Raw genomic sequence first — 12,901 nt, 5'->3', positions numbered from 1 at the left:
ACAATTAGGAGGTGCAAAAATGAGCCGAATTGGTAACCGTATTATTGAAATTCCATCTGGCGTTACAGTAGACGTTGATGGATCTACATTTACAGTTAAAGGACCGAAAGGTGAACTTAAAAGAACTTTAAATGATGACTTAAATTATAAAATGGAAGACAACACAATCGTCGTTGAGCGTCCAAACGATTCAATCGCGATGCGTTCGATTCACGGAACAACACGTTCTTTACTAAACAACATGGTCGAAGGTGTATCACAAGGTTTTGTTAAAGAATTAGAATTAATCGGTGTTGGTTACCGTGCACAAATGCAAGGTAAGAAACTTGTATTAAACGTTGGACTTTCTCACCCAGTTGAATTCGAATCATCAGATACACTTACAATTGCAGTTGATGGAAACACTAAACTTAAAATTGAAGGTATCGACAAAGAAGAAGTTGGAGCATTAGCTTCAAACATTCGTAAGGTACGTCCACCTGAGCCATACAAAGGTAAAGGTATTCGTTACAAAGATGAGTACGTACGTCGTAAAGAAGGTAAAACTGGTAAATAATTAAACAAGTGAGGAGGAACATAAATGATTTCTAAAATCGATAAAAATGCGGTACGTCGTAAAAGACATTTACGTGTACGTAAAAACATTTCAGGAACTCCTGAAAGACCACGTCTAAACGTATACCGTTCTAATAAAAACATCTATGCACAACTTATCGATGATGTGAACTATAAAACATTAGCGAGTGCTTCAACACAAGATAAAGACTTCAGCGGTAAAAATGGTTCTAACAAAGAAGCAGCTGCAGAAGTTGGTAAATTAATTGCTGAACGTGGTAAAGCAGCGGGCGTCGAAACAGTTGTATTCGACCGCGGAGGTTATTTATATCACGGACGTGTAGCTGCATTAGCAGAATCTGCACGTGAAAACGGACTTAAGTTTTAATTGAAGGAGGCGAAACAATAAAATGGCTCGTAATCGTAGAGAAGAAAAACAAGAATTTGAAGAACGCGTAGTAACGATCAACCGTATCGCGAAAGTAGTTAAAGGTGGTAGACGTTTCCGTTTCTCTGCTTTAGTAGTAGTAGGGGACAGAAAAGGTCGCGTAGGATTCGGTCAAGGTAAAGCACAAGAGGTGCCAGAAGCAATCAAAAAAGCAATTGAAGCTGCTAAGAAAAACCTTGTTGAAGTACCAATCGTAGACGGAACTATTCCACACGAAATCAACGGACGCTTCAGCTCTGGTCACGTATTCATGAAACCAGCTGCTCCAGGTACTGGGGTTATCGCAGGTGGACCGGTACGTGCGGTGTTAGAGTTAGCAGGTGTTACAGACGTATTAAGTAAATCGATCGGAACAAGTACTCCAGTAAACGTAGTACGTGCGACGATGACAGGTTTAGAAGAACTTAAAAACGTTGAAGACGTAGCTAGACTGCGTGGAAAAACTGTAGAAGAAATCTTAAATTAAGGGGGAGTATTCAAGATGGCTAAAGTTAAAGTTACCCTCGTAAGAAGTGTTATCGGTAGACCGGAAACACAAAAGAAGACAGTCGCTTCACTCGGTCTAAAGAAAATTAATTCTTCAATCGAGCTTGAAGATACTGCTCAATTAAGAGGACAAGTAGAAAAAGTTAAACACTTAGTTAAAGTAGAGAATATTTAATAAGTAATATAAAATAGGAGGTGCAACAATGAAATTACACGAACTTAAACCAGTTGAGGGCGCACGTAAATCACGTAAACGTGTTGGACGTGGTATGTCATCAGGTCATGGTAAAACTTCTGGCCGTGGACATAAAGGACAAAACGCTCGTACAGGTGGTGGCGTAGGATTAGTATTCGAAGGTGGTCAATTACCACTATTCCGTGCGATTCCTAAACGTGGTTTCACAAATATTAACCGTAAAAGTTATTCAGTCGTTAACATTAGCGATTTAAATAAATTTGATGCTGGAACTGTAGTTACACCTGAATTACTCGTTGAGTCAGGATTAGTTAAAAAGAATGTAGCAATTAAAATTCTTGGTAACGGAGAACTCAATGTTAAGTTAACTGTTCAAGCACACAAGTTTTCTGCTACGGCTAAAGAAGCGATTGAGGCTCAAGGCGGCACTGTAGAGGTGATCTAATGATCAGCAACGTTGTCAATTTCTTTAAGATCAAAGAAATCAGGCAGAAGATTGTATTTACACTTGCAATGCTTGTAATATTTAAAATTGGTACGTATATACCAGTTCCTGGCGTAGATCCGAGTGTGTTTGACACACAAGCTCAAGGTGGCGTACTAGACGTCATGAACACATTCGGTGGTGGGGCACTTAAAAACTTCTCTATTTTTGCAATGGGGATTATGCCTTACATCACTGCGTCAATCGTTACGCAGTTACTGCAAATGGACGTTGTACCAAAGTTTGCTGAATGGGCGCGACAAGGTGAAGTCGGGCGACGTAAAATCGCTCAGTTTACGCGTTACTTTACAATCGTTTTAGCATTTATTCAGTCAATTGGTATGTCATTTGCATTCAACCAAATGTTTGGTGGTACGTTAATTAGTGATAACTCAGTTGGTTCATACCTAATTATCGCTATCGTACTTACAACAGGTACTGCGTTTCTATTATGGCTTGGTGAACAAATCACTGAAAAAGGTGTAGGTAACGGTATTTCTATCATTATCTTCGCTGGTATTTTAGGATCATTACCAAGTGCATTAATTCAATTTTATGAACAACAATTTGTTGGCGCACAGGACAATACGATGGCTGTGTTAACAGTAGTTGGTATGGTTGTTGGTTTATTACTTCTTACTGCATTTGCGGTTTACGTTTTACAAGCGATTCGTAAAATTCCGATTCAATATGCAAGAGGTAAAGGTCGTCAAGCAATGCTTGCACCACAAGCGACTTTCTTACCGCTAAAAGTTAACCCTGCAGGAGTTATCCCAGTTATCTTTGCGATGGCATTCTTAATGTTACCGCAATCTATATCACTATTTTTCCAAGATAAAGATTGGGCAATTAAATTCGCTGAAGCTGCGAATCCAGCGTCTAATATCGGATTAGTGATTTACATCATTCTCATCATCTTGTTTGCGTACTTCTATGCGTTTGTACAAGTAAACCCTGAGAAGATGGCAGATAACTTAAAAAACCAAGGCAGTTACATTCCTGGTATTCGTCCAGGGAAAAACACGCAGACTTACATTACAAATGTTTTATATAGACTCGTATTTGTAGGTTCAATATTCTTAGCGTTTATTGCAGTGTTACCAATACTGCTAACTCGATTAATGGATTTACCACAAACGATTCAGATCGGTGGTACAAGCCTACTCATCGTTATCGGGGTTGCGCTAGAAACTATGAAACAACTCGAAGCTCAAGCAGGACAAAGAGAGTACAGAGGGTTTAGACGCAATAGGTAAACACGTATAGATTAGTAGGAGGATATTCATGAATATCGTAATTATGGGATTGCCTGGAGCAGGTAAAGGTACACAGGCGACAGAAATCATTAAAAAATACCCAATTCCACATATTTCTACTGGTGATATGTTCCGTTTAGCAATTAAAAACGAAACTGAACTCGGTAAAGAGGCAAAATCTTACATGGATCGTGGAGAACTCGTTCCCGATGAAGTAACGATTGGAATTGTCAGAGAAAGATTATCTGAAAGTGACGCTAAAGAAGGCTTCTTATTAGATGGTTTCCCAAGAACTGTCTCACAAGCAAAAGCTTTAAATGAAATTATGGCTGAACTTGGTACTCAGATTGATAGCACATTATATATCGATGTTCCTGAAGAGGAACTCATGAACCGCCTAACAGGACGTCGTATCTGTGAGGTATGCGGTACAGTATATCACTTAGTGTTTAACCCGCCGAAAAAAGACGGTGTATGTGATCTTGAAGGTGGTAAATTATACCAACGTGAAGATGACAACCCAGAAACGGTTCAAAAAAGATTAAGTGTAAACATCAAGCAAACGAAACCACTACTTGATTTCTATGAAAAACAAGGTGTTTTATCTAAAGTAGATGGTGCGAGAGATATCGATGAAGTGTTTGCTGATGTCGAAAAGATACTCGAAACACTTTAATATTCACCTTGAGTCTTTAGGTGAATATCTCATCAGTCCTTAAATATAAGTGGTTTCACCTGAAGACAAGCAAAACAAAGAGTTTAAACTGTAAAGGAGGAATATAAAGTGAGTAAAGAGGGCGTTATTGAATTAGAAGGTCTTGTAAAAGAGACATTACCAAACGCACAGTTCAAAGTAGAACTTGAAAACGGCCATGAGATTACAGCTCATGTGTCTGGTAAAATTCGTATGAACTATATTCGAATCCTTCCTGGAGATAAAGTAACAGTTGAAATGTCACCGTATGACTTAACTAAAGGAAGAATCACTTATCGTTTTAAATAAGGACTCCAATTATTAAGGAGGTAACAAAATGAAAGTTAGACCATCAGTAAAACCAATTTGCGAAAAATGTAAAGTCATTCGTCGTAAAGGAAAAGTAATGGTAATTTGTGAGAATCCTAAGCATAAACAAAGACAAGGATAATAAATAACGGAGGTGTAAATAATGGCTCGTATAGCAGGAGTTGACATTCCACGTAATAAACGTGTAGTAATCTCATTAACTTATATTTACGGTATCGGTAAATCGAGATCTTCTGAAATTCTTAAAGAAGCAGGCGTTAACGAAGACACGCGTGTACAAGACTTAACAGAAGATGAGTTAAACAAAATTCGTGAAGTTGTAGACAACTACAAACTTGAAGGTGACTTACGCCGTGATGAAAACTTAGACGTTAAACGTCTTTTAGAAATCGCATCATACAGAGGTATCCGTCACCGTCGTGGCTTACCAGTTCGTGGTCAAAAGACTAAGAACAACGCGAGAACGCGTAAAGGTCCTAAGAAAACAATCGCGAACAAGAAGAAGTAATTAACAAGTAAGGGAGGAGTATTATAAATGGCTCGTAATCAATCACGTACATCACGTAAACGTAGAGTGAAGAAAAATGTTGAATCAGGAATTGCACACATTCGTTCAACATTCAACAATACAATTGTAACGATCACGGATGATTTCGGAAACGCACTATCATGGTCATCTGCTGGTGCATTAGGATTTAAAGGTTCTAAGAAATCTACTCCATTCGCAGCACAAATGGCTTCTGAAACTGCTTCTAAAGCGGCAATGGAACACGGTCTTAAAACTGTAGAAGTAACAGTAAAAGGACCTGGTGCAGGACGTGAATCTGCAATTCGTGCATTACAATCAGCTGGATTAGAGATTACATCTATTAAAGACGTAACTCCAGTTCCACACAACGGTTGTCGTCCACCAAAACGTCGTCGTGTATAATTAACGATGATAAAACACATTGCGCAATTAAACGGCGGTAATAGGGAGGAAAAAGTAAACAATGATTGAAATCGAAAAACCTAGAATTGAAACAGTAGAACTAACGGAAGATTCTAAGTTTGGTAAGTTTGTTGTAGAGCCTCTAGAAAGAGGATATGGAACAACGCTTGGGAACTCCTTACGTCGCATTCTTTTATCATCTTTACCTGGTGCGGCAGTAAAGACAGTCGAATTCGAAAACGTACTACATGAATTCTCAACAATTGAGAACGTCATCGAAGATGTTACAACGATCATCACAAACATTAAAAGTTTAGCGTTAAAAATCTATTCAGAAGAAGATAAAACGTTAGAAATTGATGTTACAGACGAAGGTGTTGTAACTGCAGGAGATATTATCCACGACAGTGACGTTGAGATTTTAAACCCAGAGTTAAAAATCGCAACCGTAGCAAAAGGTGGAGTCCTAAGAGTACGCATGATTGCTGGACGCGGACGAGGTTATGCTTTATCTGAAGCGAACAACAAAAGCGACCTACCAATCGGAGTAATTCCAGTAGACTCTATTTACACACCAGTAAAACGTGTCAACTACACAGTAGAAAGCACACGTGTCGGTCAAAATGCGAACTTCGATAAGTTAACATTAGATGTATGGACAGACGGATCAATTACACCGCTTGAATCTATTTCACTTGGTGCAAAAATCTTAACTGAACATTTAAACATCTTTGTCGACTTAACAGACGAAGCGCAAAATGCTGAAATTATGGTGGAAAAAGAAGAAGACCAAAAAGAAAAAGTACTTGAAATGTCTATCGAAGAACTCGACTTATCTGTACGTTCTTACAACTGCTTAAAACGTGCAGGCATTAACTCAGTTCAAGAGTTAACAGAGAAAACAGAAGCAGACATGATGAAAGTACGTAATCTAGGACGTAAGTCTTTAGACGAAGTTAAAAATAAATTAGATGACCTTGGATTAGAATTACGCCAAGAAGATTAATTAAAGAGGAGGTATAAGAATGGCTTACAGAAAACTCGGTCGTGACTCAGCACACAGAAAATCTATGCTTAGAAACCTTGCGACATCATTAATCGTTGAAGAACGCATCGTTACAACAGAAAAGCGTGCTAAAGAGCTACGTAAAGTTGTAGATCGTCTTGTAACTTTAGGTAAGCGTGGAGACGTAGCATCTAGACGTCGTGCTGCTGAAACGGTACAAAACGTTACGTTAGTAAACGAAGATGGTTCAACAACAACTGCATTACAAAAATTATTTGATGATATCGCACCTCGTTTTGAAGAACGTCAAGGTGGATACACAAGCATTAAAAAACTTGGTGAGCGTCGTGGAGACGGTGCAGAACAAGTGATTATTGAATTTGTTGAGGGTGCTTAAACCTCTTATTAAAGCAGTATGAGTGTTACGATAGATTTACTTCTGTCTAGCTCTTAAGTATCCTGCAAAACTATGAATTGCGCGACTCTTTTGCAGGGTACGCGCTTTTTTATTTAACTATTTTAAAGAAGGTGGAAATATGATTTCACTTAAAAATGTTTCATACAAATATAGCCACAGCAGTCGATACGCATTAAATCATATTTCTATCGACTTTAAAAAATCAGAATTTGTGTCGATTATCGGACATAACGGTTCTGGTAAAAGTACGTTAGTAAAAATCATAATGGGTATACTCACTCCAACTGAAGGGGATGTGTATATCGATGGAGAAAAAGTGACACAAGACAATTTCCAAGACATTCGCGAAAAATTTGCGATTGTGTTTCAAAATCCGGATAACCAGTTTGTCGGAGCAACAGTCGAAGATGATGTTGCGTTTGGGTTAGAAAATCGTGGTGTTCCACATGAAACAATGAAAGATAAAGTTGAATCTGCTTTAAGGGAAGTCGGTATGTGGGAGTTTAGAACACATGAACCCCATCGTCTTTCTGGTGGTCAAAAGCAACGTGTTGCGATTGCTGGAGCGCTTGTGACGGACCCAGACGTGTTAATTATGGATGAATCGACGTCGATGTTAGACCCGACTGGTAGAAGGGATATTTTATCTTTACTTAAAAACATACATAAAACGAGAGAGACGACGATCATTTACATTACGCATGACTTAACTGAAATTGAAGACAGTGATTACGCATATGTGATGCGTGATGGTAAAATTCGTAGCGAAGGTCAAGTGTATGAAATCTATCAAGACACGGATGTGTTAAAAGAGAGTAATTTAGTGCTTCCATTTAATATTGTGTTGTCCGAAGCGTTAATGAACGGAGAATATATGTCATACGAAGAGTTGGTGGAACGTCTATGAATATAAGTCTAGAGAACGTGACATTAGTCTACCAAAGGAAAACACCATTTGAATTTAAAGCGTTAAATAACATCACGACACAATTTGAACAAGGTAAATTTTACGGTGTCATCGGACATACAGGTAGTGGTAAGTCAACGCTCGTACAAATGTTAAATGGACTTATTTTACCGACAGAAGGAGAAGTCAATGTCGGTGACCATGTATTAACTAGAAAAGCGAAATATAAAATCATTCACGACGTTAAAAAACGTGTGGGGATCGTCTTTCAGTTCCCTGAACACCAGCTGTTCGATGAAACCGTCCTTAAAGACGTCTCATTTGGACCGATGAATATGGGAAAGTCTAAAGAAGAAGCAGAAGCTATATCTAAAAAATATTTAGAACTGCTAAACGTTGATGAATCATTATTTGATCAGTCACCGTTTGATTTATCTGGTGGGCAAATGCGTAAAATTGCGCTCGCAGGTATACTATCGATGGAACCAGACGTACTTATATTAGACGAACCAACGGCAGGACTAGACCCACTCAGCCATATTAAAACGATGGAGTTATTTAAATCGTTACACGAAACGCTCGGGATTACAGTCATACTCGTCACGCACGATATGAACGACGTGTTTAACTATACTGATGAGGTGAAAGTACTCTCTAAAGGACATCTCGTCGCTGAAGGGAATACGCATGAACTCTTACAAGATGAAGCACTCTTAAAAGAGTATCAACTAGAAGTTCCAAACGTCGTACGCCTCGTTCATGATTTACGTAAAAAAGGATATACGTTAGACGAAATGCCTCAAAACATACAGTCATTCATACGTATGTATAAGGGGGTATTCGATGTTTGATTCGATGCTACTTGGTCGTTATATTCCTGGAGATAGTGTCATTCATAAACTCGATGCACGCGCGAAATTAATCGCGACGGCACTATTTATGATTATCGTTTTTTTTGCGAATAACTTAGTGACGTACTTACTTTTAATTGCCTTTGTACTCATCGTTTTAAAGCTCGCAAAACTCGGTATTATGTTCGTATTAAACGGACTTAAGATTATACTCGTACTACTCATATTTACGTTTTTAATGCACCTATTCTTAACAAAAGGTGGTCCGGTACTCGTCGATGCTAAAATATTTACGATTGAGTTAGAAGGGTTGATCAGAGGTTTATATATATCAACGAGACTCATCATGCTCGTCATCGTAACGACGATTATGACACTGACGACAAGTCCGATTTCATTAACGGACGGCTTAGAAAAACTCGCATCACCGTTAAAAATGTTTAAAGTACCTGTCCATGAAATCGCGATGATGACGTCGATTAGTTTAAGATTTATACCGACGTTAATGGATGAGACAGACAAAATTATAAAAGCACAATCATCTAGAGGATCGACATTTATGACAGGTCCAGTAAAAGACCGTATAAAAGCACTCATTCCTATCGTCATACCGCTATTTATATCTGCGTTTCAAAGAGCAGAAGATATGGCAGTTGCAATGGAAGTAAGAGGCTATAAGGGAGACGAAGGACGTACGCACTACCGACTCCTTATATGGCATAAAAGAGACACGATTGCGCTTATTATATTAGTACTATTTGGGGTACTACTGTGGGTGTTAAGAACATGACACGTATATTATTAAAAATAACGTATAACGGTAAAGAGTTTGATGGGTGGCAGTATCAGCAAAACCGTCGTACTGTTCAAGGTGAAATTGAACGTGCATTAAAATCTGTACACCGTGAATTTATAAGAATTCACCCAGCGTCACGTACAGATAAGCACGTTCATGCACTTGAACAATACGCACACTTTGACACGACACTCGATATCGATCCTGAGAAGTGGTCGTTTATATTAAACAACAAACTTTCAGGAGACATCCGTATTATAGAGTCAAAAGAGATCGACCCGGAGTATCACGTAAGGTATCACTCGAAAGGAAAAGTATACCGGTACAAAATGTACTTCGGAGAACCATCTCCTTTTAAATACGGGTTAGAAACACATGTGAAAGATGAATTAAACATCGACAGAATGCGTGAAGCGGCCGAGTACTTTATCGGTACACATGACTTTACAAGTTTCTCGAGTGCAAAAACTGTCATTGAAAACAAAGTGAGACATATATACAAACTCGATATAATCGAGACAACAAATGGGTTAGAAATCGTCATTATGGGGTCAGGTTTTTTATATAACATGGTGCGAATTATCGTATCTTATTTACTTGAAGTTGGTAAAGGTAATAGAAATCCAAAATCTACAAAAGAAAACATCGACAACAAAGACCGAACGCAAAATCCAAAAGTTGCACCAGCAGGTGGGTTATATTTAGAGCGTATATTTTTAACAGAAGAAGAACAAGGCGAGTATTTAAAAGAAAACACGTGATACCGTTGACTTTTAACGTAAAGGTGCGTTATAATTACTAACGGTATAAATTTATATCACACACTGATAAGCCCCGGAACTTATCTTTTGTAAGATGTAACATGAACAATTAAATTAGAAAATTAGAAACTTTTTTTATTTTGGAGGGCAAAACAATGCGTCAAACATTTATGGCTAACGAGTCAAACATTGAGCGTAAATGGTACGTAATTGATGCTGAAGGACAAACATTAGGTCGTCTTTCAACAGAAGTTGCATCAATCTTACGTGGTAAACATAAACCAACATACACGCCACACGTTGACACTGGTGACTACGTGATCATCATCAACGCTGGTAAAGTTGAATTAACAGGAAACAAATTAAGTCAAAAAGTATACTACAGACACACTGGTCACCCAGGTGGAATTAAAGAAGTAACAGCTGGAGAGTTAAGAGAAACTTACCCAGTTCGTTTAATCGAAAAATCTGTAAAAGGTATGCTACCTAAAAACTCTTTAGGTGACAAACAACTTAGCAAATTATTCGTATATGAAGCAGACACGCATCCACATGCGGCACAACAACCTGAAAACTACGAGTTACGTGGTTAAGGATTAGGAGGTAAACACATTGGCTAAAGTAGAATATAGAGGAACTGGACGTCGTAAAAAGTCAATCGCACGTGTACGTCTTGTACCAGGTGAAGGTAACGTAACGATCAACAATCGTGACATGAGAGAATACCTTCCATTTGAAAGCTTAATCTTAGACTTAAACCAACCATTCGCTGTTACTGAAACAGAAGGTAACTATGATGTATTAGTAAACGTACACGGTGGTGGATTCACAGGACAAGCTCAAGCAATCCGTCACGGAATTGCGCGTGCATTATTAGAAGCAAACCCTGAACACCGCGCTGAATTAAAACGTGCTGGTCTCTTAACACGTGACCCACGTATGAAAGAGCGTATGAAACCAGGTCTTAAGAAAGCTCGTAAAGCACCACAATTCTCTAAACGTTAATATCCCTTTTTATCAAGGGTTGCAAGCACTTCTCGAAAAAATTCGAGAGGTGCTTTTTTGTTTTGTGATAGAAAATAATACCCCTTTAATACCCTTTTATGAAATTAATTTAAAAATCGATGTGATTTTGAAACTTTTCAGCTAATCTTTTTCTAGATGAAGTAGTTATATTAGTGTAAATATCCATTGTAGTTTTTATGTAGATATAAAACAAATCACAACAAAGTATGGAAAAATGTATGTTTGTGAAGATCGAGATTGTGGGTTTGTAATCTAATGATGTATTAATTAAAAGAGAAGGGCAAATATTATCTGTTATTGAAAAAACGAAGCCAGTTCATTCGAAAAATATGAAAGCATCAATCGAGACAACACTACAAAAGTTACAAGCCTATGAGATGGAGTAGAAGAAGTATGGAAGAGGTTATTTTTCACTTCTAACATCCCTCTAATTGGTAAATTAGAGAACCATGGAGAATATCAAAAATTAAGATTTTAAAAAACAAATTATCATTTTTTAACAAATAAAAAACTATGGTATCTATATTTTTTAACAAGAAAAAATATAATTAGACCAAGATATTAGTATGCAGACAAAATACCATATAATAACTATAAAATTAGAGTTAAAAGAATAGTCATTCAAGCAGAATGGCATAATAGTAAAATAGATTAAGAACACCACACAGAGTCTAAACAGCAAAAGAGTATTCACAGTAATTATTTATGTGGATACTCTTTGAAATTTAAATAATATTTTATGGTGTAATTCAAGTGTTCTTCTACATACAAAGAAATATAGAAATTATCATGAATCAATAAAGTTATAAGTATATAGAACTATCTTTTAAATGTTTCATTTCTTCTTTAACTTGTTGGGGAATATCACTATTTTCAATTTGAAATGTCATATAAGAAAGCTTAAGATACGTATGTGCTAAAGAAAGTTTCTTATTTTTATATATAACATAGAGAAAAAAATAACATTTACCTAATAAAAAAAACGTTTTTTCATTCAATAACATTTCTATAAGCTCAATAATAACCTCTTCAGCTTCTTTTTTATAGTTATTTTTAAATAGTGCGTGTGCATAAGAATATTTGACTTTAGAATTAATATCTATCGATTCAACCTTATGTGTATCAATGTAATGTATACAAACCGTTGCTATTTCCAATGCTTTTATGTAATTATTTTGTGAAATATAATTGAGAATTAAAGTGTTTAATATTAATAAATCTAATGAATTTTTAGGTTTAGATATTTTCAGATGGTTACTGATGATGTTTTCACATAAAATATATTCTTTTTTGTAAAAATGTATAACTGCCTGACACCAATTTTTTATTTTGAACCAGTCTCTACTTAAGCTCTCATTTTTAAATGAATTTAATATATTTTCTAATTCTTTAATATTTTTTTTATAAATAAAATGTTGCATTAATAGGAATAACGCATGTTCTTTTTTAGTAATTTTAATATCAGTAACTATAACGGTTTCAAGTTTTAATCGATTGCATATTTCTACTAATAAATGAGAGTTTATATCATGTAATCCTGACTCGAATCTATATAATGTGGATTCACTACATAAATTCTCGCAAATATTTTTCCTCGATAAACCAAGTTGGATACGCCGATTTTTAATGATCTCATTCAACAATATATTTACCAACTTTCTAAGCAAATTTGCATATATAAAACTTTATAAATTTATTATATGATTTAAGCTAATAAGAATACGGAAGATTTTATAATCAACCTAGCCACTTAAAA

20 protein-coding genes are annotated in these 12,901 nt (G+C 36.6%); 19 read left to right on the top strand and 1 reads right to left on the bottom strand.

Annotated elements, in window-relative coordinates; translation table 11 throughout:
• Nucleotides 1–19: 19 nt before the first annotated feature.
• From rplF to rpsI, 19 genes are all read left to right on the top strand, one after another.
• A complete protein-coding gene (rplF, locus tag HMPREF3029_RS00905; RefSeq protein WP_070709250.1) occupies nt 20–556 on the top strand; it encodes a 50S ribosomal protein L6 in 537 nt (178 codons plus the stop codon).
• A gap of 24 nt (nt 557–580) precedes the next feature.
• Nucleotides 581–943, top strand: a complete 363-nt coding sequence (rplR, locus tag HMPREF3029_RS00900; protein ID WP_040929575.1) for a 50S ribosomal protein L18 — start codon at nt 581–583, stop codon at nt 941–943.
• Between the two features lie 22 nt (nt 944–965).
• The gene (rpsE, locus tag HMPREF3029_RS00895) at nt 966–1,469 is read left to right on the top strand and encodes a 30S ribosomal protein S5 (protein WP_040929574.1); all 504 of its coding nucleotides are present in this window, start codon (nt 966–968) and stop codon (nt 1,467–1,469) included.
• Between the two features lie 15 nt (nt 1,470–1,484).
• The gene (gene rpmD, locus HMPREF3029_RS00890) at nt 1,485–1,664 is read left to right on the top strand and encodes a 50S ribosomal protein L30 (RefSeq protein ID WP_040929573.1); all 180 of its coding nucleotides are present in this window, start codon (nt 1,485–1,487) and stop codon (nt 1,662–1,664) included.
• Between the two features lie 28 nt (nt 1,665–1,692).
• A complete protein-coding gene (rplO, locus tag HMPREF3029_RS00885; protein ID WP_068129213.1) occupies nt 1,693–2,130 on the top strand; it encodes a 50S ribosomal protein L15 in 438 nt (145 codons plus the stop codon).
• Nucleotides 2,130–3,425 (top strand): preprotein translocase subunit SecY, encoded by a 1,296-nt coding sequence (secY, locus tag HMPREF3029_RS00880; protein WP_070457123.1) that lies wholly within the window; start codon nt 2,130–2,132, stop codon nt 3,423–3,425. The genes rplO and secY overlap by 1 nt, the downstream gene beginning before the upstream one ends.
• A gap of 28 nt (nt 3,426–3,453) precedes the next feature.
• A complete protein-coding gene (locus HMPREF3029_RS00875; RefSeq protein WP_068129217.1) occupies nt 3,454–4,101 on the top strand; it encodes an adenylate kinase in 648 nt (215 codons plus the stop codon).
• 108 nt (nt 4,102–4,209) lie between these two features.
• On the top strand, nt 4,210–4,428 hold the full coding sequence (gene infA / locus HMPREF3029_RS00870; protein ID WP_040929569.1) for a translation initiation factor IF-1: 219 nt from the start codon (nt 4,210–4,212) through the stop codon (nt 4,426–4,428).
• Nucleotides 4,429–4,456: 28 nt separating this feature from the next.
• A complete protein-coding gene (rpmJ, locus tag HMPREF3029_RS00865) occupies nt 4,457–4,570 on the top strand; it encodes a 50S ribosomal protein L36 (RefSeq protein WP_029091518.1) in 114 nt (37 codons plus the stop codon).
• 21 nt (nt 4,571–4,591) lie between these two features.
• Nucleotides 4,592–4,957 carry a 30S ribosomal protein S13 gene (rpsM, locus tag HMPREF3029_RS00860; RefSeq protein WP_040929568.1) on the top strand — a complete coding sequence of 122 codons (366 nt, stop codon included), beginning with the start codon at nt 4,592–4,594 and terminating at the stop codon, nt 4,955–4,957.
• A gap of 27 nt (nt 4,958–4,984) precedes the next feature.
• Nucleotides 4,985–5,380, top strand: a complete 396-nt coding sequence (gene rpsK, locus HMPREF3029_RS00855) for a 30S ribosomal protein S11 (RefSeq protein WP_068129219.1) — start codon at nt 4,985–4,987, stop codon at nt 5,378–5,380.
• 61 nt (nt 5,381–5,441) lie between these two features.
• Nucleotides 5,442–6,386: a DNA-directed RNA polymerase subunit alpha gene (locus HMPREF3029_RS00850; protein ID WP_068129220.1), complete on the top strand. Its 945-nt coding sequence runs from the start codon at nt 5,442–5,444 to the stop codon at nt 6,384–6,386.
• Between the two features lie 19 nt (nt 6,387–6,405).
• Complete coding sequence (gene rplQ / locus HMPREF3029_RS00845) at nt 6,406–6,783, top strand: 50S ribosomal protein L17 (protein WP_040929565.1); 378 nt, start codon at nt 6,406–6,408, stop codon at nt 6,781–6,783.
• 139 nt (nt 6,784–6,922) lie between these two features.
• Nucleotides 6,923–7,711, top strand: coding sequence for an energy-coupling factor transporter ATPase (locus HMPREF3029_RS00840; RefSeq protein WP_068129222.1), 789 nt, complete (start codon nt 6,923–6,925; stop codon nt 7,709–7,711).
• On the top strand, nt 7,708–8,562 hold the full coding sequence (locus HMPREF3029_RS00835) for an energy-coupling factor transporter ATPase (protein ID WP_070622600.1): 855 nt from the start codon (nt 7,708–7,710) through the stop codon (nt 8,560–8,562). Before HMPREF3029_RS00840 ends, HMPREF3029_RS00835 begins: the two co-directional genes overlap by 4 nt.
• The gene (locus tag HMPREF3029_RS00830) at nt 8,555–9,352 is read left to right on the top strand and encodes an energy-coupling factor transporter transmembrane component T family protein (protein WP_070622599.1); all 798 of its coding nucleotides are present in this window, start codon (nt 8,555–8,557) and stop codon (nt 9,350–9,352) included. The genes HMPREF3029_RS00835 and HMPREF3029_RS00830 overlap by 8 nt, the downstream gene beginning before the upstream one ends.
• A complete protein-coding gene (gene truA / locus HMPREF3029_RS00825) occupies nt 9,349–10,119 on the top strand; it encodes a tRNA pseudouridine(38-40) synthase TruA (RefSeq protein ID WP_070709248.1) in 771 nt (256 codons plus the stop codon). Before HMPREF3029_RS00830 ends, truA begins: the two co-directional genes overlap by 4 nt.
• A 155-nt stretch (nt 10,120–10,274) precedes the next feature.
• Nucleotides 10,275–10,712, top strand: coding sequence for a 50S ribosomal protein L13 (gene rplM / locus HMPREF3029_RS00820; RefSeq protein WP_040929560.1), 438 nt, complete (start codon nt 10,275–10,277; stop codon nt 10,710–10,712).
• Nucleotides 10,713–10,731: 19 nt separating this feature from the next.
• The gene (rpsI, locus tag HMPREF3029_RS00815; RefSeq protein WP_040929559.1) at nt 10,732–11,124 is read left to right on the top strand and encodes a 30S ribosomal protein S9; all 393 of its coding nucleotides are present in this window, start codon (nt 10,732–10,734) and stop codon (nt 11,122–11,124) included.
• 824 nt (nt 11,125–11,948) lie between these two features.
• Here the strand turns inward: rpsI and HMPREF3029_RS00810 are convergent.
• Complete coding sequence (locus tag HMPREF3029_RS00810) at nt 11,949–12,788, bottom strand: helix-turn-helix domain-containing protein (protein ID WP_070709246.1); 840 nt, start codon at nt 12,786–12,788, stop codon at nt 11,949–11,951.
• Nucleotides 12,789–12,901 lie beyond the last annotated feature (113 nt).

The sequence above is a fragment of the Nosocomiicoccus sp. HMSC059G07 genome (assembly GCF_001815515.1).
Classification (GTDB): Bacteria; Bacillota; Bacilli; order Staphylococcales; family Salinicoccaceae; genus Nosocomiicoccus; species Nosocomiicoccus ampullae_A.
This window is presented reverse-complemented; position numbering and strand designations above follow the sequence as displayed.

Bases quoted from the DNA above. Each gene is read 5' to 3' on its own strand.
- rplF (WP_070709250.1), top strand. From the start codon at position 20: ATGAGCCGAATTGGTAACCGTATTATTGAAATTCCATCTGGCGTTACA.
- rplR (WP_040929575.1), top strand. From the start codon at position 581: ATGATTTCTAAAATCGATAAAAATGCGGTACGTCGTAAAAGACATTTA.
- rpsE (WP_040929574.1), top strand. From the start codon at position 966: ATGGCTCGTAATCGTAGAGAAGAAAAACAAGAATTTGAAGAACGCGTA.
- rpmD (WP_040929573.1), top strand. From the start codon at position 1,485: ATGGCTAAAGTTAAAGTTACCCTCGTAAGAAGTGTTATCGGTAGACCG.
- rplO (WP_068129213.1), top strand. From the start codon at position 1,693: ATGAAATTACACGAACTTAAACCAGTTGAGGGCGCACGTAAATCACGT.
- secY (WP_070457123.1), top strand. From the start codon at position 2,130: ATGATCAGCAACGTTGTCAATTTCTTTAAGATCAAAGAAATCAGGCAG.
- HMPREF3029_RS00875 (WP_068129217.1), top strand. From the start codon at position 3,454: ATGAATATCGTAATTATGGGATTGCCTGGAGCAGGTAAAGGTACACAG.
- rpmJ (WP_029091518.1), top strand. From the start codon at position 4,457: ATGAAAGTTAGACCATCAGTAAAACCAATTTGCGAAAAATGTAAAGTC.
- rpsM (WP_040929568.1), top strand. From the start codon at position 4,592: ATGGCTCGTATAGCAGGAGTTGACATTCCACGTAATAAACGTGTAGTA.
- rpsK (WP_068129219.1), top strand. From the start codon at position 4,985: ATGGCTCGTAATCAATCACGTACATCACGTAAACGTAGAGTGAAGAAA.
- HMPREF3029_RS00850 (WP_068129220.1), top strand. From the start codon at position 5,442: ATGATTGAAATCGAAAAACCTAGAATTGAAACAGTAGAACTAACGGAA.
- rplQ (WP_040929565.1), top strand. From the start codon at position 6,406: ATGGCTTACAGAAAACTCGGTCGTGACTCAGCACACAGAAAATCTATG.
- HMPREF3029_RS00840 (WP_068129222.1), top strand. From the start codon at position 6,923: ATGATTTCACTTAAAAATGTTTCATACAAATATAGCCACAGCAGTCGA.
- HMPREF3029_RS00835 (WP_070622600.1), top strand. From the start codon at position 7,708: ATGAATATAAGTCTAGAGAACGTGACATTAGTCTACCAAAGGAAAACA.
- HMPREF3029_RS00830 (WP_070622599.1), top strand. From the start codon at position 8,555: ATGTTTGATTCGATGCTACTTGGTCGTTATATTCCTGGAGATAGTGTC.
- truA (WP_070709248.1), top strand. From the start codon at position 9,349: ATGACACGTATATTATTAAAAATAACGTATAACGGTAAAGAGTTTGAT.
- rplM (WP_040929560.1), top strand. From the start codon at position 10,275: ATGCGTCAAACATTTATGGCTAACGAGTCAAACATTGAGCGTAAATGG.